Annotated in this window: 13 protein-coding genes; 12 read left to right on the top strand and 1 reads right to left on the bottom strand. The window is 49.9% G+C overall.

Features of this window, described 5'->3' with window-relative positions:
• Positions 1–17: 17 nt before the first annotated feature.
• The 7 genes from DXN05_RS16460 to DXN05_RS16430 all read left to right on the top strand — a co-directional run bounded on the left by DXN05_RS16460 (position 18) and on the right by DXN05_RS16430 (position 12,682).
• Positions 18–1,613: a RagB/SusD family nutrient uptake outer membrane protein gene (locus tag DXN05_RS16460; protein WP_116848368.1), complete on the top strand. Its 1,596-nt coding sequence runs from the start codon at positions 18–20 to the stop codon at positions 1,611–1,613.
• Between the two features lie 26 nt (positions 1,614–1,639).
• Positions 1,640–2,731, top strand: a complete 1,092-nt coding sequence (locus DXN05_RS16455) for a SusE domain-containing protein (RefSeq protein ID WP_116848367.1) — start codon at positions 1,640–1,642, stop codon at positions 2,729–2,731.
• Between the two features lie 14 nt (positions 2,732–2,745).
• Complete coding sequence (locus DXN05_RS16450; RefSeq protein ID WP_116848366.1) at positions 2,746–4,134, top strand: alpha-amylase family glycosyl hydrolase; 1,389 nt, start codon at positions 2,746–2,748, stop codon at positions 4,132–4,134.
• 43 nt (positions 4,135–4,177) lie between these two features.
• Positions 4,178–7,090, top strand: a complete 2,913-nt coding sequence (locus tag DXN05_RS16445) for an Ig-like domain-containing protein (protein ID WP_116848365.1) — start codon at positions 4,178–4,180, stop codon at positions 7,088–7,090.
• A gap of 224 nt (positions 7,091–7,314) precedes the next feature.
• Positions 7,315–8,124, top strand: coding sequence for a hypothetical protein (locus DXN05_RS16440; RefSeq protein WP_147313945.1), 810 nt, complete (start codon positions 7,315–7,317; stop codon positions 8,122–8,124).
• A 669-nt stretch (positions 8,125–8,793) separates the two neighbouring features.
• On the top strand, positions 8,794–10,509 hold the full coding sequence (locus DXN05_RS16435; protein WP_116848363.1) for an alpha-keto acid decarboxylase family protein: 1,716 nt from the start codon (positions 8,794–8,796) through the stop codon (positions 10,507–10,509).
• A 103-nt stretch (positions 10,510–10,612) separates the two neighbouring features.
• Entirely contained in the window at positions 10,613–12,682 is a 2,070-nt protein-coding gene (locus DXN05_RS16430) for an FAD-dependent oxidoreductase (RefSeq protein ID WP_211330083.1), read from the top strand.
• Between the two features lie 237 nt (positions 12,683–12,919).
• Here the strand turns inward: DXN05_RS16430 and DXN05_RS16425 are convergent, their stop codons facing one another.
• Positions 12,920–13,540, bottom strand: coding sequence for a Vps62-related protein (locus tag DXN05_RS16425; protein WP_158559279.1), 621 nt, complete (start codon positions 13,538–13,540; stop codon positions 12,920–12,922).
• A gap of 341 nt (positions 13,541–13,881) precedes the next feature.
• Between DXN05_RS16425 and DXN05_RS16420 the strand changes: the two genes are divergently transcribed.
• From DXN05_RS16420 to DXN05_RS16400, 5 genes are all read left to right on the top strand, one after another.
• Complete coding sequence (locus tag DXN05_RS16420) at positions 13,882–16,845, top strand: AAA domain-containing protein (protein ID WP_116848361.1); 2,964 nt, start codon at positions 13,882–13,884, stop codon at positions 16,843–16,845.
• Between the two features lie 333 nt (positions 16,846–17,178).
• On the top strand, positions 17,179–17,607 hold the full coding sequence (locus DXN05_RS16415; RefSeq protein ID WP_245975231.1) for a MarR family winged helix-turn-helix transcriptional regulator: 429 nt from the start codon (positions 17,179–17,181) through the stop codon (positions 17,605–17,607).
• Between the two features lie 7 nt (positions 17,608–17,614).
• A complete protein-coding gene (locus DXN05_RS16410; protein WP_158559278.1) occupies positions 17,615–18,637 on the top strand; it encodes a phosphotransferase in 1,023 nt (340 codons plus the stop codon).
• Between the two features lie 101 nt (positions 18,638–18,738).
• Positions 18,739–19,770, top strand: a complete 1,032-nt coding sequence (locus DXN05_RS16405; RefSeq protein WP_116848516.1) for an aldo/keto reductase — start codon at positions 18,739–18,741, stop codon at positions 19,768–19,770.
• A 123-nt stretch (positions 19,771–19,893) separates the two neighbouring features.
• On the top strand, positions 19,894–21,339 hold the full coding sequence (locus tag DXN05_RS16400) for an MFS transporter (protein ID WP_116848359.1): 1,446 nt from the start codon (positions 19,894–19,896) through the stop codon (positions 21,337–21,339).
• The last annotated feature ends 6 nt before the right edge of the window (positions 21,340–21,345 follow it).

Here is a 21,345-nt window from a genome sequence, read left to right as displayed (position 1 = left end):
GGTTAAAAAAAGTCATTATGAAGAAATACACTTATCCTATACTGCTGCCGGTACTGGCGCTGATGCTGGGTTTTGCATCATGCACCAAAGACCTGAACCTGCAGCCGCTCAATGCCAATACTGCCGATAAACAATACGCCACCATGGATGGCTATAAACAGGTACTTGCCAAAGTATACGGCAGTTACTCGCTGGTGAGCAGCAGCGGCGTGGGCGTTTCCGATATCAACATTGCCGGCATCACCGATGCAGGTACTACCGATTTTGTACGTGCTTACTGGAACTTACAGGAGCTTACCACTGATGAGGCCGTATGTGCCTGGAACGATGCCAATCTGCAGGCGTTCCATAACATTAACTGGACATCCTCCAATGTACTGGTGAATGCATTGTATGCGCGCAGCCTGTACCAGATCACCGTGTGTAATGAACTGATCAGGGAGAGTGCCGATGATAAAATTGCCGCACGTGGTTTTAAGGAAGGCGATGCTGCCACCATCCGCAACTTCAGGGCTGAAGCGCGTTTCCTGCGTGCTTACCAGTACTGGGTGCTGATGGATTTGTTTGGCAACCCGCCCTTTGTTACAGAGAAAGATCCCATTGGTAAATTCATTCCCCCGCAGATTTCCAGGGCCGATCTGTTTAAATATGTAGAAGCTGAACTGAAAGCCATTGATGCAGACCTTGTACCTGCACGGCAAAATGAATACGCACGTGCCGATCAGGGTGCTGCATGGGCCTTGCTGGCGCGCCTGTACCTGAATGCAAAAGTATATACCGGTACAGAACATTATGGAGATGCCATTACCTATGCACAGAAAGTAATCGGCGCAGGTTATGCATTGCAGGGCAGCTTTAAATCGCTGTTCATGGGCGATAACAATATAGCCAATACCGAAGTCATTCTGCCTATTGCTTACGATGCTATCAACTCACAAAACTATGGTGGTACTACTTTCCTGATTTGCGCTGCACATGGCACCAATGTAGCCGATAACAAAGCTTACGGCATACCGGGTGGTGGCTGGCTGGGTAACAGGAGCACCAAAAGTCTGCCCCAGGTATTCGGCGATTACAGTGGCGCAACAGATTCCCGCGCACAGTTTGGTCCGGGCAACCTGGAAGTAAACGATGTACTCACCTTCAACGACGGGCTGGCTGTATACAAATTCAACAACCTTACCTCCAAAGGTGCTACACCACCATCAGCCAACGGCGTATTGTGCCGTACAGACTTCCCGCTGTTCAGGCTGGCAGAAATGTACCTGGTATATGCAGAAGCAGTTTTGCGTGGTGGTGCGGGCGGCAGCAATGCAACGGCATTACAGTACATCAACCTGCTGCGCACAAGGGCCTATGGGAACAGCAGCGGCAACCTCGGCAGCATTGCATTGCAGGATGTGCTGAACGAGCGCATGCGTGAATTATACTGGGAAGGCTTTCGCAGAACAGACCTCATCCGTTTTGAGCAATTTACCGGCAATACCTACCTGTGGCCGTGGAAAGGCGGTGTGAAAAACGGTGCGGGTGTAGATGCACACTTTGCGCTGTTCCCCATTCCATCTGCTGAAACCATTGCCAACCCCAATCTTAAACAGAATAGCGGCTATTGATCTTTAACGCTGTTAAACATGCTTGTATGCAAAAAATAACCAAATATATCCTTGCTGTACTGGCGCTGCTTAGTGTGGCGTCATGTAAAAAAGATGCCGTGCAGTACAACCTGCAGCCAGGGCAGTTTCAAACCGGCAATGCACTTACTTCAACCAGTGCCGCCATTGTATTAACACAGGCAACAGAAAACGATACGGCCGTAACCTTTCAGTGGAAAGCTGCCAGCTTTGGCAATGGCGCTGTAGTGAGTTATACTTTTCAGCTCGCTGCGCCGAAAGACACGGCGAATGACTGGGCCAATGCGAAGTTCTATACCGTAAGCGGCCTGCAGTATGCCTTTGTGGGTAAAGACCTCAATAACCTGCTCAATAGCATGGGCCTTACACCCGGTGCTGCCAGCACATTGGTGGCGCGTGTAAAAGCCACGGTGAACCAATACAACGGTACAGCTTCAACAGTGCCGCCGGTGTATACCAACACGCTTTCCCTGCAGGTGACCTCTTATGCGCTGGACATGTATATACCCGGTGATTACCAGAACTGGGATCCTGCATCTGCACCCAAACTCGGCGCTGTAAACGGCAAAGCCGGTTTGTACGAAGGATATGTGTACATGGCAGCGCCCGGTCAGCACTACTTTAAGTTCACCAATGCACCCGACTGGAACCACACCAACTATGGAGACGGTGGTAACGGCACCTTCAGTACAGACGGCAATGCTGCCGGTTTATCTGTACCAGACGGCGGTTACTATTACCTCACTGCTGACCTCAACAAAAACGTATGGACAGCCACACGCGTAACCTGGGGCATTATCGGCGACGCCACACCTGGCGGCTGGGACAACGATACGCAGCTGCAATACGATGCAACCGCACAGGTATGGACGGTACAGGCGGCCATGAAAAAGAACGGCTCCTTCAAGTTCAGGGCCAACAACGAATGGAAGATTGACTTTGGCATAGACAATACCGGCAAACTGGCTTATGCAGATAACCCCTTCCTCGGTTATACAGACGGCCTCAGCAATCTCTCTGTAACAGAAGACGGCAACTACACCATTACACTTGATTTACATACTGGCGGCAAGTATACCTACAGCCTCCGGAAAAACTAAAAGCAACAGCAACCATGGTTACTTTGAACAAACTGGGATTATTAATTACATGGCTGCTGCTTGCATGCAGCAAAACCAGCAGCACAGCGCCCGGCAATACCACCGGGCCTGTGCCCGCAGTAAAAGATTCCGTACAATATGGCACACCTTACGCACAGGTACCCGATGCACCGGATGCCGTGATTTACCAGGTAAACATCCACGCATTCAGCAGCACGCACGATTTTAAAGGCGTACAAAGCCGGCTCGATTCCATCAGGGCCCTTGGTGTAAACGTATTGTACCTGATGCCCGTTTATCCCGTGGGTACCGTTAAGTCGGTGAACTCGCCGTATTGCGTGAAAGACTACACAGGCGTAAACGCTGAGTTTGGTACACTCGCTGATTTGCGCACCCTGGTGCAGGAAGCACACAACAGGGGCATGGCCGTGCTGTTCGATTGGGTAGCCAACCATACCGCCTGGGACAATGCATGGACAGCCAACAAAAGCTGGTACCAGCAGGATGCAGCAGGCAACATCATCTCACCTGTAAACACCGGGTGGAACGATGTGGCGGCACTCAACTACGGCAATGCCGATATGCGCAGCGCCATGATCAAAGCCATGAAATACTGGGTATACAATGCCAATATTGATGGCTACCGTTGTGATGCGGCTGATTTTGTACCTGCCGGTTTCTGGAAACAAGCCATCGATTCGCTGCGTGCCATCCGCACACACAAACTGCTGCTGTTTGCAGAAGGCACCCGTACGGATCATTTCCTCAGCGGCTTCCAGCTGAAATACGCCATGGGCTTTTACTACAACCTGGTGAACAACATTTACGCAAAGAACGGATCAGTGCAAAGCATTGATTCAGTCAATACCGTTGAATACAACCTCGCCGGTACAGACAGCCGCGCGGTGCGTTACATCAGCAACCACGATGTAGACAACAGCGATGGCACACCGCTGGACTTACTGGGCGGTAAGCAGGGTTCGCTTGCGGCCTTTGCAGCTGCTGCATTCACTACATCCGTTCCCATGATCTATAACGGGCAGGAAAAAGGCTGCCCGGTTAAACTGAACTTCTTTAACAACAGCACGGTGATAGACTGGACACTGAATGCTGATATGACTGCGGAATACAAGAGAATCATCGCTTTGCACAACAGTAATGAAGCGCTGAGAAGGGGTGCATACACCAGTTACAGCGATCAGGATGTTTGTGCGTTTACACGTGTGCTGAATAATCAGAAAGTGCTGGTGCTGGTTAACCTGCGCAACAAGGCAGTGAGTTATACGCTGCCTGCTGCGCTCGCCAACAGCAGCTGGAAGAATGCTTTTGATGGTACCGCCATTACCATTCAAAGCCAGGTTGCTTTGCAGCCGTACGGGTACCTGGTGTTGCAGAATCCCTAGTACTCCAATGACTTTGTCATTTGCTAACGATTAAATATTGCGTATGAAAACAACAAAACGATCGCCGGGGAGCCGTATGGGCTTTCCGGCGCTGCGCCTGCTGGCGCATGCCTTGCTAACTGTGTGGCTGCTGTGTGCAGGTATGGCACATGCACAGGATCCCGCACAGTATGGTACACCTTTCTCCGGTGTGCCCGACACACGCGACGCGGTTATTTACCAGGTAAACATGCGCGCGTTCAGTTCTTCTCACAATTTACAGGGTGTTATCAACCGGCTTGACCAGATCAAGGCCCTTGGCACCAACGTGATTTACCTGATGCCCGTTTATCCCGTGGGCACGTTAAACGCGGTTAACTCTCCCTACTGCATCAAAGACTTTCAAAGTGTGGGCAGTGAATTCGGTTCACTCACCAATTTACGCGCGCTGGTAGATGGCGCACACAGCAGGGGCATGGCCGTTATGCTCGACTGGGTGGTAAACCAAACCTCCTGGGATCACCCCTGGATTACCCAGCACCCCGACTGGTACCTGCACGATGGCAATGGTAACATCACCAGCTTAAACGGCTGGACAGATGTGGCAGCCCTCAACTTCGCCAGCACCAGCATGCGTACTGCCATGATCAATGCCATGCGCTCCTGGGTGTTCAATGCCAATGTAGACGGCTTTCGCTGTGATTTTGCAGATAACCCGCCGCTTGATTTCTGGCAGCAGGCCATCAGTTCATTGCGCGGCATTACTACACACAAACTGTTGCTGCTGGCAGAAGGTACCCGCGCTGCCAACTACACTGCCGGGTTCGATTACAACTTCGGCATGCAGTTTTACTACAACAGCCTGAAACCCATTTTCACAGGCGGCGCTGCAACCGCTATCGACAATTCAAACAACGTAGAGTACGCAAGTGCAACGGGCAACCAGCAAATAACCCGTTACCTCACCAACCACGATGTAAACGGTGCTGAAGGCACACCCCTTGAACTCTTCGGCGGTAAAACCGGCTCCATGGCTGCTTTTGTAGTAGCTGCCTACATGAAAGGTGTTCCCTTCATTTACAACGGGCAGGAAGTAGCCTTTCCTACACGTATTACATTCCCCTTTACTTCTGTTACCATCGATTGGAGCATTAACCCCGATGTTACGGCAGAGTATACCAAAGTCATTGCTTTCAGAAACAGCAGCACGGCGCTGCGGCGCGGCACGCTTGTTTCCTATACCAACAACGATATCTGTGTGTTCACCAAAACATCGGGCACGGAAAAGGTGCTGGTGTTTTCCAATCTCAGAAATGCATCAAACAATTTTACACTTCCCGCCGCACTGGCCAACTCTACCTGGAAAGATGCCTATTCAGGCGCCACGGTAACCCTTGGCGCCAGTGTGGCTTTAAGCGCTTACCAGTATAAAGTACTAACCAATGCCAATGTACCGGTGGTGCCGGTTACCGGTGTTACCGTTAGTCCAACCAGTGCCAGCATCAGCGCCGGTACAACCAGGCAGTTAACCGCGACGGTGGCACCGGCCAATGCCACCAATACAACGGTTAGCTGGAGTTCAAGCAACAACAGCATAGCTACCGTGAATGCCAGCGGACTGGTAACCGCGGTTGCAGCAGGCACAGCTACCATTACGGCCACCACGCAGGATGGCAACAAAACCGCTGCGGCTGCTATCACGGTAACGGCTGCCACCAGTTTCACGGTGAACTTCTACAAACCATCCAACTGGGGTACGGGCATTAAAATATACTGGTGGAGTGCGCTGCCCGCAGGCGTACTGGCAGACGGCACCTGGCCCGGTGTAAACATGACCAATGCAGGCAACGGCTGGTATAGTTACACCTTCACCAACATTACGTCCACCAACCTGATCTTTAATGATGGTACCAATCAAACGGCAGATTTGAACAGGAACAAAACCGGCTGGTACCTCAACAATACCTGGTACGATACCAATCCCGGCACACCCGTGGCAGTAACAGGCGTTAGCGTTAGTCCAACCACGGCAACCGTTAATGCAGGCGCCACACAGCAATTAACGGCAACCGTATCGCCATCCAATGCAACCAACAAAACAGTGAGCTGGAGCAGCAGTAATGCAGCTGTGGCTACGGTAAACAGCAGTGGTTTGGTAACCGCTGTTGCAGGCGGAACTGCTGTGATCACCGTAACTACACAGGATGGCAATAAAACAGCCACCAGCACTATTACCGTACCATCCACCGGAACCGTGTATTATCAGATCAAAAACCGCTGGCAGCCTACGCAGTTTTTGTATGATGGTGGCAATGGCCAGGTGAAATACGGTACCAATCCATCTTCTGCCAACAACCTGTACCAATGGGCCAAGGTAGATGCAGGCAGTGGCTATATTTTATTGCAAAACCGCAGTACCGGCAACTACATGCATGTAGAAAACCAGAACGGTGCAGTACAATGCAGCGGCATTACCCCCGGCTGGTACAGCGCTATGTGGACGGTAGCCGCCGCAACCGACGGATGGAGTTACCTGCAAAACAGGTGGCAGCCATCTGAATGGATTCATGTAGAGGGCCAGCTGGGTTATGCACAGTACAGCGGCGTGCAAAGCGGCTGGTACAGTGCCATGTGGCAGTTCATTAATCCGCAAACGGGTCAGGCAGCGCGTACCGGCGGTACTGTGCAGCAATCAACTGAGGTGGCCGTAACTGCAGCCAAGGCGGCACTTACCGCACATGCCATTAAAGTGTACCCCAACCCCGCAGCAGGCAACCAGTTTTACATCGATGTGCAGGGCATACCACAAAACGGGCAGGCCACGGTAAGTGTGTGGGATGTAAATGGCAGAATGGTGTTGCTGAAAAAAATAAGCGGCATTGCACGGATAGAACATCACCTCGCAGCAGGCATGTACGTGGTAAAAATTCAGTCAGCCAGCGTACAGCACACCGCGAACCTGATTATTACGAAATAAGTTTGTTTTACGGGATAAATTCACAAGTGTAACAGGCCGGCTTCCCGGCCTGTTTTATTTTATATCATCTCAGTTATCATAACCATACAACCATCGAACCATACAACCATTCATAACTATCTTTTAAGAACGTTCACAGAAATGAATACCCCTTTTACGGGATTCCTGCTTGCGCTTACCTGTGAAAGCATGTATTTTGGCGGCACCAAAACATGAACATGCGAATGAGAACTGTACCTTTTTTAATGGCAGCCCTGCTGCTGACCCTGACCGGATGCCAGAAAGACTACTCTGTTGATACGCTCAATGCCGCTTCCGGGGCACAGCTGAAAACTGTGCGCATTTATTTTCTTGATAACAATGTTGCGGCCGGTGATGATACCTTGCACACGATCAACTACCTGTATGATGCCCGGCAACGCCTGGTACGTGTGCTCGATTCCAACTACAATAAAGATGGGGCGCGTTATGCAGGTGCTTTAACTTATAACTATGACGGCACCAGTAAATACCCCTCAGCAGCTACCAGTGAGGAAGATAATGGCAATGGCTTTATGGAGCATGATATGGCAGTGTTTCGTTTTGATGCAAACAAACGCCTGGTATTTGACAGCTCCATCATAAACGGCAGTACCATAAGTATCGCGTGGACGGGTAACACAGCCATTCGCACAATGATAGACAAAACTGCAGGTGGAACAACCACCATGGATACACTTTACCTGGATGATAAAAGAAATATCACAAAAGAAACTACAACGCAACTGGTATCCGGTTACCTGGTAAATATTGTAACCACCAACACCTATACCAACTACGCGAACCCGTTCGCTGCCTATCCTTTTCCTCCCATGACAACAGTTGAATCTGCCAACCTGCCGCAATCCATTGCTATTGTTGCAACAGATGTGTTGGACGGCAGCAATTTATACAAGGATAATGCTACCCTGCAATACAAACTGGATGACAAAGGCAGGGTTATCGAACAGGCATCAGCCGACGGGAATACTAAATTTATATTCAGTTACTACTAGCACGCTGCAATAGTTGTTTAAATAAAGCCAGTCATTTACAGACTGGCTTTTTTGCTTCAGGTATAATAAGCGATGGATCTTCAGGCTTCGGGTGGTGTATGGCTTGTTTTTGTTGCAGCACATCATCTGCCACACAGGTGGTTGCGTGAAATGCAGCAACAGCAATACTTCCGGAGCATGCAATAAAAAGATGTGTTTAAAATGAACGTTAATGAGCAGGCATTGGGCGTGGTTAGAATGCTGAATATCGATGGTTTAAAGTACGTGCTTTTTTCCGGTAAAAGGAAATTAAAATTTCAGCAGGTAACATTCACTTTATTGTGAGTGATTGCTGAAATGTAATGATAGCAATGCTTTTGACAGGATGATTGCATGCTTGTTAATAAATACATTACGAAACAGGAAGGGTGTACCCGGTGAGACAGGTCTGTTCAGGTAAGCATGAAATGAATGTTTTATTCATGCTGTTCAATTTTTGTTTGCCGTTTTATTTGCTTGTATCTCTTCAAAAAGCATTTTACCTTACTGCCCGCAATGCAGCTGCAGCCGTGGTTTGCGCTGCCTGTATCAACCTGCTGTTTGCCTGGTGTATATGCACAGGCGCCTGTAATAACTGTTATTCTTGTAATGGTCCCATAGTGCCAGCATACCTAACCTAAAACAATACGCATGGAAAAAACGACATTTACCGTCGCAGATTATTTGCTTACCCGTTTATTGCAATTGAATGTTACCGAGGTATTCCAGATACCGGGTGATTATGTTAAACACTTTACACAAACGCTCGAACATTTCCCCGGTGTAAATGCTGTTGGCTGTATTAATGAACTGGATGCCGGTTATGCAGCCGATGCCTATGGCCGTACACGCGGTTTGGCAGCTGTTTCACTGCAGTATGGCGTAAGCACGTTTATCGCACTCAATGGCGTTGCCGGTTCTTATGTTGAACGTAGCCCGGTGGTGGTGATCAGCGCCACACCCGGTGCCGATATGCGCCGCATTACCAAAATGTACGATGTGCTGTACCACCACAGTACCGGTAATATGGCGGCAGACCAGGAGGTGTACAAACAGGTAACTGTTGCCTGCGAAACGCTCAGTACCTCGGCAGGCGCAGCAGAGAAAATTGATAACCTCCTTATTGCAGCTATTACCCACAAGCGCCCTGTATTTATAGAGTGCTACAAAGAAGTATGGGGCGAGCCATGCGAGCGGCCTTCCTCCAAACCACTGCAGCCACTGGTGTTTAAGAGTGACCCGCTGGCATTGCGCAATGCCGTAACAACAGCCTGGGCGCAGATCACTGCAGCGAAACACCCCCTGATATTTGCCGGTGTGGAAGTGCTGCGTTATGGCTATGCAGACCTGCTGCAGAAAATCATAGACGCCAGCGGATTCCTGTACACCACCACCACGCTCGGTAAAACCGTACTGGATGAAGGGGGTGATAAATTCATCGGTACGTATTCAGATGCAGCCTCTATTGAATCAGTACGCGATCTTGTTAAAGCAAGCGATTGCTTTCTTACCCTCGGCACTATCATTACTGATGATTACCTCTGGTTTGTAGAAAACAAGTATTCCAAAATGGTACTGGCCACTACAGACCAGATACGCGCCGGTTATTTTATTTACAAGGATGTGACCATGAAAGATTTTATGGAAGCATTGCTTGAGCTGTTTAAACATACCAAAGGTTACCCCCTGCAGGTTACCGCACCGCCGCAGCCGGTATATCCCAACCCCTGGGCTGCCAACTCAGATCCGCGCTGGAACAATCAGCCCGAAGTAATTACCTACAACCGCTTCTTCCAGTACTCCATGAAGTTCCTGAAAGACAACCACCTGCTGGATAAGATCGTAATGACTTTCGGCGTGAGCTCTGCCGAATATGTAGCCACCAATGCCTACGGGCTTCGCCAGAACACCTTTCTCTCTTCAGCAGCCTGGCAAATCATCGGTTATGAAACAGGTGCTGCATCGGGCGCGCAGCTGGGCAGCGGCAAACGTGCATGGACGGTTGCGGGTGATGGCGCGTTTATGATGGTATGTCAGTCGCTGTCTACGCTCGTACGCAACAAACTCAATGCAGTGATCTTCGTTATGAGCAATGGCGTGTATGCCATTGAACAGGTATATGTAAACATAGATGCATTTGAGCCCGGTCCGGAACACAAATTTGATACGTTTGACCTGTTACCCGGGTGGGACTACCTGGCACTGGCCAAAGCCTTTGGTGCCAATGGTTACCGCGCTACCACGGTGAGCGAGTTGAACAATGTGCTGGCGCAGATAAAAGACCTGAAAGATGTGCCTGCACTGGTGGAAGTGGTGATTCCTGAGAAAGATCTGCCAGACCAGATGCGCAGGCTGGGGAATGAGTAGCGAACACTTTAACCACAAAGGGCACAAAGGCGAAAACCCACAAAGGTCAAAGGGCCGTTGACTATACTACATTGATCCTCTATACAAATTTTAAACAGCACTTATGACAAACAAAAAGTACTCCATCTTCGGAGCAGGCGCAGCAGGCTTGTATACTGCATGGCGGCTGCTCAGCGGGAACATTAAAGCCACTGAAGTTAAAGGCAAAAATGCCGGGCTGTTGCTGGAAAACGATGTGCTTGAATTGTACGACTGGGGCCAGTACAATTTTTCACAGCAACACAAAGGTACCCGTGCGCCCGGAGCGCGTGTGTGTACCTGGCACTACCAGGATGATAAGAACAAATCTTACCTCGAAGTAGGCGGCATGCGTTATTCTGAATGGGATGGTACACCTAGGGGCGGCGGCCACAGGCTGGTAACTACTACCATTGCCAAACTGGGTCTTACCAAATATTCGGTACCCTTCAATGAATCGCAGAACCCGCTGTATTACCTGCGTACAAAGAATATGTACCTTGATGAAATATCTTCCGGCAACCCCGCACCTTACAATGCATCGGGTTTTGCCAATGCAGCTTCGCCAGACAGCGGGTTTAATACCGTAGAGAGCCTGGCCGTTACCAAACACAAAGGCCCCAAAACGCGCACTGAATGGTGTACATTTTACCAGCATGGCCGCATTGATGTGGATTTGCCTGAATCATCTGTTTACAAAAAAGGCGACCACCTCAAAGACATCGGTTACTGGAACCTGATGTTTGATCAGCTGGGTTCTGAGGGATATGCTTATACCTCGGCAGGTAATGGTTATACCTCCAACGTGATTAACTGGAACTCCGCGGTTGCTTTTGATGCCAACAACGAGTTTACACCCGGTACCGAATACCGCACACTTACACACGGCTATTCCAGCATGTTTGATGCGCTGTTTGCCGAGATCGTAAACCTGGCGCAGAAAAAGAATGTGCAGTTTAACTACTATCCCAACACACGCCTGCATTCTATCTTAAACAGGAAAGACGGTATTCACTACACCACGGCTACAAGGGAACATCCCAATAAAAAAGCAGCATCGCATATTACGCAGGCTGCGTGGCTGGCTATGCCGCGTTATTCCATTGAGCTGGTGGCGCAGGCTACGCGTTATGAAGATCATGGTACTGAAGATGTACTTAATCACAGCAAAGTGCAGCTGTACCTTGAATCTGCCATTATGCAGCCTTCTTATAAGGTAGGTATGTTTTTCAGGGAACCCTGGTGGGCTGATAATGCAAAAAAGACACCCCGTTATCCTGCGCGCGTAAGCAGTTATGAAGTTACACAAGCCGTGCTTACGCAATTGCAGCAGCAGGGTTTCCCCGAGAAATACCTTACTGCCATGAAAGCAGACAGCAAGATGATGGAAACGCCGTATGCCCCGGCTGCTGAATTTATTAAACAGGTAGAGCAGTGTGTACAGGAGCGCCTGGGTATTAAACAGGAAGAAATGTTGCTCACTGCCGCTACGCGCAATACCATTGGCCCCAGCGTTACAGATACGCCCATTCGCCAGGTAGTATATTTCGGCAACAATGCACTTGATCAAACGGGTGAAAAGGTATATGGCCTGCTGGCTGCCTATGATGATGAAATGTTCACCAGCTTTTGGCAGGAGCTGGAGCTGGGCCCCAATGCACACCGTAAAATACCGCTCTCTGAAAACACGCAAACACTCGACGGCCCGCGCAAGCCTTCAGCCACAATGGTGAAGATGCTGCGTGCACAACTGGCTGCCGTGCACTTTGGTCCGCAGGCTGATTATACGTCTGTTCCCGAGCCGCTGGAAACAAGGTATATGGACTGGTCGTTACCGCCCTTTAATGCCGGTTACCACGCTTATGCAGCGCACTATGATGTGTGCGATGTGCAGCAGAAAATAAGAAAGCCATCGCAGCTTATTGAAGGTGCAGATGCCAATATATTCATTGTAGGTGAGGCTTATTCCAACGACCAGGCCTGGGTAGAAGGGGCGTATTGCACAGCTGAATCGGTACTTAACGATTTCTTTGGTATAGAGCCGCTCATCGACAACAAAGAGTATCCGTTTATTTGCCCGTGCGGAACAACGGTTGCGCCGTCTGCCGTAAAAGTGACCAGTACGGAGATACCGGTAGTGGGTGGGAAATCGTGATGTTTGATGTTTAAAGTTTAACGTTGGGGCGGAAGGGGTTCAAAAGGTTCAATAGTTTCAGTGTTTAATTTTTTAAGCACTTTGCAGGGAACAAGCGGCCTGGCCAACAACGTTGAATGTACAATAGCTAAACCGCGCAATGCGGAAAAAAATAAGCGCCTGGTATTACCCGGGCGCTTTTGTTTGGTACACTTGTATTGTTTCCCGGGTATAATGCAATAAGTTGAAAGTGGCAGTTTAGCTGCTGTGGCCGGGAAAACCTCCGGCAAGCTGAAATGCCGGCCCCCTGTAAGGATCATAGTTGGCCTGTGCTGCAAATGCACCCTGTACATTGTTCAGCAGGTACAACGAAATATCCTCCGTTGCATCCGATCCGCTGTCTGACCAGATCAGGTTACCAACACTGCCGTTTGCAATAAGGTCCTGGCGTATGCAGGCATAGTTCTTAATCACCGGCGGATCATAACCCAGTGTGCCGACACAGCCCAGGGATGCATAACCGGTGGGTGCAACTGCGCGCCAGATAGCACCGTCATAATCCCCGCCGGAATCCGCATCATTCCATACCTGCTGCCAGCTTGCCGGCGCTGCTATAACCGGGTAAGCGGGATCCTGGTTAACCACCGATACAATCAGTGAATTGTTTACAGGCGCAGTAAAATTGCCCTGTGCATAATCGCCCACAATATAATAACCCGCCGGCGCAACAGGACGGTAAATGGTTACATCCATATCTGCACCCGAACCCAGGTCGGAATATATCCAGGTATACCTGCTGGTATAAGTTGCCAGCAAGGTAGGATGCCCGTTGGCATAAAGCACAACATTTTGCTGGGTGCTGCCGGTTTTAACTGCCATGGTGATGGTGTTTATGAATGCAGCATAAATGTAAGTCCGGTTACCCTGTTTCACAATGCTGTGAATAAAATGAATGGGCTGGTCTGCAACCGATCGTAGTGGCCTGTTGTGCCGGTGCTTCCTGGCCTGGGTGTGGCCCCCGGGATTCCAATTGATTACCCGGAGCGTTCGATCCAGCCGGTTCAGGATAGAAAACATTAAACGCGAAACCTTCAAACGTTAAACGGCGAAGCCAGCCTTGTATTTTAATTTATTTAGATGTATATTATCAGTCTGGTTTCGGCTGTTGCATGCAAAATTGCGGACTGTGCCGATAGTCATTAACACTTCAACTTACCTGTATGAAAAGCACACATCACCCCACCCTTGACTATTGGCGCAAAAGCCTTGCCGATGCAGCCCGTACAACAATTGACCTGAAAAAAACAACACATATACAACAGGTCGCCATCAACTGGTCGGAAGGAATAATAGACCCGCACCAGGCCAACACTTTACTTGACCAGGCAGAACGGCAACTCAATAAAGTAAAAGGCCTTAAAAGCAGCGCAGATCCCGGCTGGCAGGTGTTGGACAAAACACCCGTGCTCATCGCTCCCTTTTATTTACAACCCATTCCGGAACACCTGAAGTACAACGGCAGCGAGAAGCCGGTTTATCCATTCTGGGTGCCTGCCATACTCACGCGTAAGGGTACACTGTGCATCGGCGATATCACCACGCCATATATCCCGCGCATGGTACTGGAGCCATTGGTGGGGCTTTCAGGTGATGTGACCCTTGCTTCGGTTGAGCTGGCAGATGCCGTGCTGGCGCGGCAGTTTACGGGTAAAACATGGCAGGATTATACCGGCTATATCTACCACATTTTTGCTGAGCTAACCGGCAGCCGTTTAAGTGCCTATACCATACCCGGCTATCGCGTTATCTGCGAACCGGTGGTGGCAGCCAATGAAACACAGCCCAATGCAGCAGATAGCATTATCCGTCTGTATGATCATTTGCGGGCTGAATCCACATTGCCGGCTTTGTTGCAATGCCTGCAAACACAGCACCCGGCTGCATTGAAACCGCTGCTGACCATGGATGAAATGGAAGCCATAAGTGTGAAACATCTTGGGCAAATGGGGCATAAACATGCATTGTCTGTTTCGCAGCGGCAAGCCATGTATCATTTTTTAACACAGCAGCATGGCGATATATTGGCCGTAAACGGTCCGCCCGGCACAGGCAAAACCACCCTGCTGCAAACAGTGGTAGCCAACGAGGTAGTGGCTGCCGCGCTGCAAGGTAAGGAGCCGCGCATTATACTCGCCAGCTCAACCAATAACCAGGCAGTGACCAATATCATCGACAGCTTTCTGCATGTGCAGCCGCGCGAAGGGGCGTTGTTTAAACGCTGGCTGCCCGGGGTAACCGGGTTTGCACTTTTTTTGCCGGCAAGGGAACACGTGGTAAAAGAAGGCATCCCGTTTTATAAAACAGGCGATACCTATCCCGGCGGTATAGAATGTAAAGCATACGTGGCCGATGCCGAAAAGGCTTACCTGGCACAGTTTACCGCATTTACGGGCGAACCCATGCAGCAGGTGCAGCAGGTGATTGACTGGCTGCAACAACACATGCGCGGCGTACAGCAGCAATTGGAGAAGGGCATGCAGTTATGGAAATCGTACAAGCAGCAGTTACCCCTGTTGCTGCAAACCCTGGGTGTTACAGGTGATGCAGCATGGCAGTCCGATGAACCGCATAACGCACAGCTGGAAGAATTGCATACGGAGCTGAAGATACTTGAAAGTGAAGTGGATTATTATTTCAAAAAAGAACGCTGGTGGATATCGCTGTTCTCTTTTCTGCCTTTTGTTAAAGAACGGCGCGTACGTGCATTGATACGATTGTTCCGCGACAGTGTGCTTGACTACAGTACCATTGATTTTTACAGCAAGGCTTCTATTCACCGGTATTTTAATGAACGCTTTGCTGCCATCAAAAAAATACGCGCCCTCGATGCAGCATGGAATAGCTGGAAAGCAGCCAATAACATACAGGGAAATCCGCCCGCTTCGCCGGACAAATGCAGGAAGCTTGCTGCCGCCGGAAAACCTTTCTTTTATAATGAACTGGAAACAGGGATAAAGAACGAATTGTTTTATTATGCTGTGCATTACTGGGAAGGCCGCTGGCTGCTGGCTATAAAGGAGGCCCTGCTGGAAAATAGTTTGCGGAAGAATGGCCATGCCAATGCTATTAAACGCTGGCAACGTTTTGCGATGCTAACACCCTGCCTGGTGAGCAATTTTTATATGGCACCAAAGTTTTTTACCTATTCCAAATTTAATGCGCAGCAGGGGCATGATAAACTGCCTTTATGCGAACTGGCCGATCTGCTGATTGTAGATGAAGCCGGGCAGGTATCTCCCGAAATCGGCGCTGCCAGCTTTGCACTGGCAAAACGCGCATTGGTAGTGGGCGATACACAGCAGATAGAACCGGTATGGAATATATTGCCGCAGGCCGACTATGCCAATGCACAGAAGGCGGGTTTGCTGCATGGCCTGAATGATGAGGAGATAAGTGTGTTGAAAGAAAAAGGCTTGCTGTGCAGCGCCGGCAGCATCATGAAGCTGGCACAGCAGGCCTGTTGTTACCAGGTACACGCTGAAGCAGAACGCGGCATGCTGCTTACAGAACATCGCCGCTGCTTTGATGAAATTATCGGTTATTGCAACAGGATTGCCTATCATGGTTTGCTGGAGCCGATGAAAGGACCTGCTGTAAACCATATACTGCCACCCATGGCTTTTGTGGAAGTAGGTGCATCGTCTGAAACTTTAAACGGCAGCCGCTTTAATGAAGCAGAAGCAACAGCGATTGCTGCCTGGCTATCGCAACAGGGAGAACGGCTGGTACAGCATTATACAAAACAGGAAATGCTGCTGGCAGAAAAAGAAGGCCGTACTGCAAAACAATTGCAGCTGCACGATATTGTCGGCATCATTACCCCGTTTACTGCACAACGCTGGAAAATTCAGCAAAAGCTGGAAGAAGCGGGTATCAGTACACGGCTGCTCACCATTGGCACTGTGCATGCCTTACAGGGTGCAGAGCGACCGGTGATCCTGTTCTCTTCTGTATACGGGAACAACAATGCAGGGCAGCGGCTTTTCTTCGATAATGGTGTGCACATGCTGAATGTTGCCGTGTCACGCGCAAAGGAAAGTTTTATCCTGTTTGGCTGCAGTGAGTTGTATAAACGCAATGCCAGCTCGTATTCCGGGCAGCTGTACCGTTATATTGCAGCGTAGGTGCAGAAAGATATAACGGCCGGGCAGGTAGTCCTGAAAACACCCTGAGATGGTCGCGATAGCACCCGCTGGCTCGGCGGCGGCTTGCATGATGCAGGCTGGGATGGTGCAGGCAAATCTGCCTCGCAGCTGGCCATATTGCCGGGTTTAACGCATTACAATATTGTATCTCCGCAACTTGCAAACGTGATAATACCTTTTCTTGCTGAACCGGTGAAGCCGGTTAAATAAGTTGGCATATTGATAGGGGCCGCTTCAGTACCGGTTGAAGCGGCTTTTTTGTGCATTGAAAAAAAGTTTGTTTATTTGTAAAATCATTGAGTAATCAAGTATATGTCAACAAGCAGTGCACTGAAATTTTTCATGAACCTGGCCAAGGTGCAGGCCCTGGTTTCCAGGCGGTTTGATCGCCTGAACATGCATGGATTGGGGTTCAGCGATTTCATGATCCTGTACCTGCTGCACCAGGCAGGGGAGGAACGCATGCGCAGGATTGACCTGGCTGATAGAATTGGTCTTACCGCTTCGGGCATTACCCGCATGCTGTTGCCGCTGGAAAAGAATGGCCTGCTGAAAAGGGAAATCAACGAGCGCGATGCGCGGGTGAGCTATGTAGTATTAACCACAGCCGGCAAACGCCTGTTTAACGAAGCGCTGGACACGGCCAATGAAGCAGCGAAAGACCTGCTGCCTGCAGCTACCGTTAAAGCCATTAAACCATTATCTGATATACTCGCCACCCTGGGCGGTAATATTTCCTGATTGCATCATGACAACCACTACCTTATCTTCCGTAATACCTGCCGCTAAACTGGCGGCGGTTGAAACTGCCTTGCTGAAAGCCTTCCATACAACCGGTATCACGTCCATATCCCTGCTGCACGGCGGCCTGTCCGATGCTGCAGTGTACAAACTGGAAGTAAACGGCAGCGTATACGTATTAAAATCTGATGTGCCTGCACAGCCTGGTGTTGATTTGTACGAATGCATTACCCTTGCTGCGAAAGCCGGCGTATCGCCACAGGTGTATTATGCCAATGCCGGAACGGGCATCTGTATCAGCGCGTTTATTGAACCCAAACCGCTGCGCGGTTCTTTTCCTTCCAATGAATTATTGTTGCGGGCACTGGCAGGCACTATTCAACGCATACATGCCATGCCGCTGTTTACCAAACCCGGTGATACCAAAGGCACCGTGCAGGGACTTATCGGGCAATGCCGGGTTTCGGGCATGTTCAGCGATGCTGCATTTGAGGAATGCTTCGGTTACTACAATGCGGTGCTGGAACAATACCCCTGGGAGGCAGACCAGGTAAGCAGTCACAACGACCTTAATCCCAATAACATTCTCTGTGATGGTGCAAAGCTGTGGGTGGTAGATTGGGATGCGGCTTCGGTTAACAACCGTTATATTGATCTTGCGATTGTGGCCAATACTTTTGTGCAGAACGAAGCGCAGGAAACCTTTTTCCTCCATGCTTATTTTGGCAACAGCCCGGATGCCTGCCAGCGCGCCCGTTTCTTCGTTACAAGACAAACCGCCTACCTGGTATATGCACTGATGATGTTTCAGCTGGCAGGCAGGGCCAATGCTGCGATAGCTGTTGAACAGCCCTATGCCGCATCGAACAATATGGAAATGGTAAGGGGAATGCTGTATACCGGGGCGCTGTCGCTTGCTACGGCAGAAGGGCAAATGCTGTACGGGCAGGCATTGTTTAACCAGGCCTTGCACAATATGCGCTCGCCTGCATTTGCTGCGGCATTGGCCGGGCTGCGGCATGCCGTGTAATTTTACATCATTATCCGCAATAGGTACTACCGGTATTTGGGGAAAGTGGTGAACTTTGTCGTATCCAAATGGGTTATTTGGCAAACACTAAACAAAACGTTATGGAATACAGATTTTTAGGTGATTCAGGGTTAAAAGTGCCTGTGTTCAGCTATGGCACAGCTACGTTTGGCGGCAGCAACGAGTTTTTTAAAGCCTGGGGCAATACCCAGCTCGATGAAGCCATCCGCCTTGTAGATATGTGTCTTGACAGGGGCATCAATTTTTTTGATACTGCCAACGTTTACTCCCAGGGTGTTTCAGAAGAAATTCTTGGCCAGGCCATCAAAGGCAAACGCGATGAAATCATCCTGTCTACCAAGGCTACCTTCCCCATGGGCAGCGATCCCAACGCAGTAGGCTCATCGCGCTTTAACCTCATCAAATCTGCAGAAGACAGCCTGCGCAGGCTGCAGACCGATCACATCGATATTTACCACATGCATGGTTTCGATGGCAATACACCCGTACAGGAAACACTGCGGGCGCTGGATGACCTGATCTCCAGCGGCAAGATCAGGTATATTGCTGCATCCAATTTTTCAGGCTGGCACCTGATGAAATCATTATCCGCATCTGAGAAATACGGCTGGTCAAAATACATTGCACACCAGGCGTATTATTCACTGCTGGATCGTGAATTTGAATGGGAACTGATGCCGCTTGGTCTTGATCAGAAAGTAGGCACCATTGTATGGAGCCCGCTGTCATCCGGCAGGTTAACCGGCAAGTTCAGGCGCAACCAGCCGCTGCCCGAAAACAACCGCATGGCGCAGGGTGGTGCACATGGTCCGGCTACGAATTTTGAGCGTTTGTACAATATTATAGATGTGCTGGACCAGGTTGCTGCTGAAACCGGCAAAACCATTTCACAGGTAGCCCTGAACTGGCTGATCAACCGCCCTACTGTTGACAATATTATCATTGGTGCGCGTAATGAAAAACAGCTGGAAGAGAACCTGGGCGCGCTGGGCTGGCACCTGACCGTTGACCAGGTGAAACGGCTTGATGCGGTGAGTGATGCAGATCCTATTTATCCTTACTGGCACCAGCGTCAGAATACGGAGCTGAATCCTATCCCGAAATTTTATTAGGCAATTGATCATAAACAATAGCCTGCTTTAATCGCAACCGGTTCCGGTTGCGATTTTTTTTTTGACCTGGATCAATGTTTTCGCCATTGCGTTCATGGAGTTTTGTATTCCTAAAACAATAGTATGGAAACAACATTTCGTGCAACGGCACCACCGGGCGAACAGCGGCAACTGAATTATGCGCTCACAGGTATTGCATTGATCATATTTATGGTAAACCTCGATGCCAGTATTGTGGTGGTGGGTTTGCCTACACTGGTTAAATCGTTCAATACCGGGTTTGATACTGCGCAGTGGATTGTGCTGAGTTATATACTCGCGGTTACGGCCTGTATTGCAGGTGCAGGCAGGTTGGGTGATTTATTCGGCAAAAAGAAACTATACCTGCTGGGCATTATCGTATTCATTGCTGCATCTGTGTGCTGCGGGCTGGCTACGCGCGCCGCCCATATGATTGCCTTTCGCAGTGTGCAGGGAGCAGGTGCTGCATTTTGTCTTGCGCTGAGCTTTGCCCTTGCAGGCGACCTGGTGCCGAAGGAGAAGCTGGGTAAAACAATGGGCATACTCACTACCATGGTTCCGCTGGGTATAGCATCGGGGCCAACCATTGGCGGCTTGCTTATTACGGCATGGGGCTGGCCATGTATATTCCTCATCAATCTGCCCGTTGGTGTGCTGGCCTTGTGGTTTATTCAGCGGTTTACGCCTGCTGTTAAGCCCGTAAAAAACGGCCGTGTAGATATAACAGGCATGCTGCTGCTGGCCGCCTTACTGAGTTGTTATGCGTTGGGTATGACTACACTTGAAGGCAGGCAATACAATAACCCGCTGGCCTTTTTATTACTGGTGGCGTCAGCTGTATTATTGGTTGCGTTTATTACATGGGAGCGCAAAACTGCACATCCATTTCTGCCTGTGCACCTGTTTACGAATGCAGTATTAAACGCCAGCCTTATAGCAGCAGTGATGGTATACATTGTGATGACTGCTACCATTATCCTGTTTCCTTTTTACCTCACCAGGGCCTGTGGGTACAAAACCTGGCAAACGGGGCTGGTTATGTCATTCGGGCCACTTGTTACCGCGCTGCTAAGTGTGCAGGCCGGTAAACTGTCTGATAAATACGGCGCGCGTAAACTGATGTTGTATGGTGTGCTGGCCATGATAGCCGGTTGTGTGCTGATGGACAGGGTAAACCCTGCCAACGGCTTACCGGCTTTTCTGCTGGGCATCGGCGTGATACAGGTAGGACTTACTTTCTTTCAAACACCCAACAACGCGGCCGTGATGGAGCTGGCAGGTGCGGGTGAGCGGGGTTTGTTTAGTGGCTTGTTATCGCTTTCGAGAAGTACAGGGCAAATTACGGGCGCTGCGGTAATGGGGGCAGTGTTTGCCATTGCAGTACACAGCGCGGGTGGTACAGAAACGGCGAATGCAGCGCCGGCCGCTATAACCCATGGCATGCACCAGGTATTCAGGGTAAGTGTGTTGTTACTGTCGGTGGCTGCCCTGCTGATTTATGCTGCCCTACGCAAACAACAAAAGATGCTGATAGGGCAGGCTGCCTGATGGTTT

The sequence above is a fragment of the Deminuibacter soli genome (genome assembly GCF_003412455.1).
GTDB classification, from domain to species: domain Bacteria; phylum Bacteroidota; class Bacteroidia; order Chitinophagales; family Chitinophagaceae; genus Deminuibacter; species Deminuibacter soli.
Note: the sequence above shows the minus strand (reverse complement) of the source record. Positions and strands in the feature narration are given on the sequence as shown.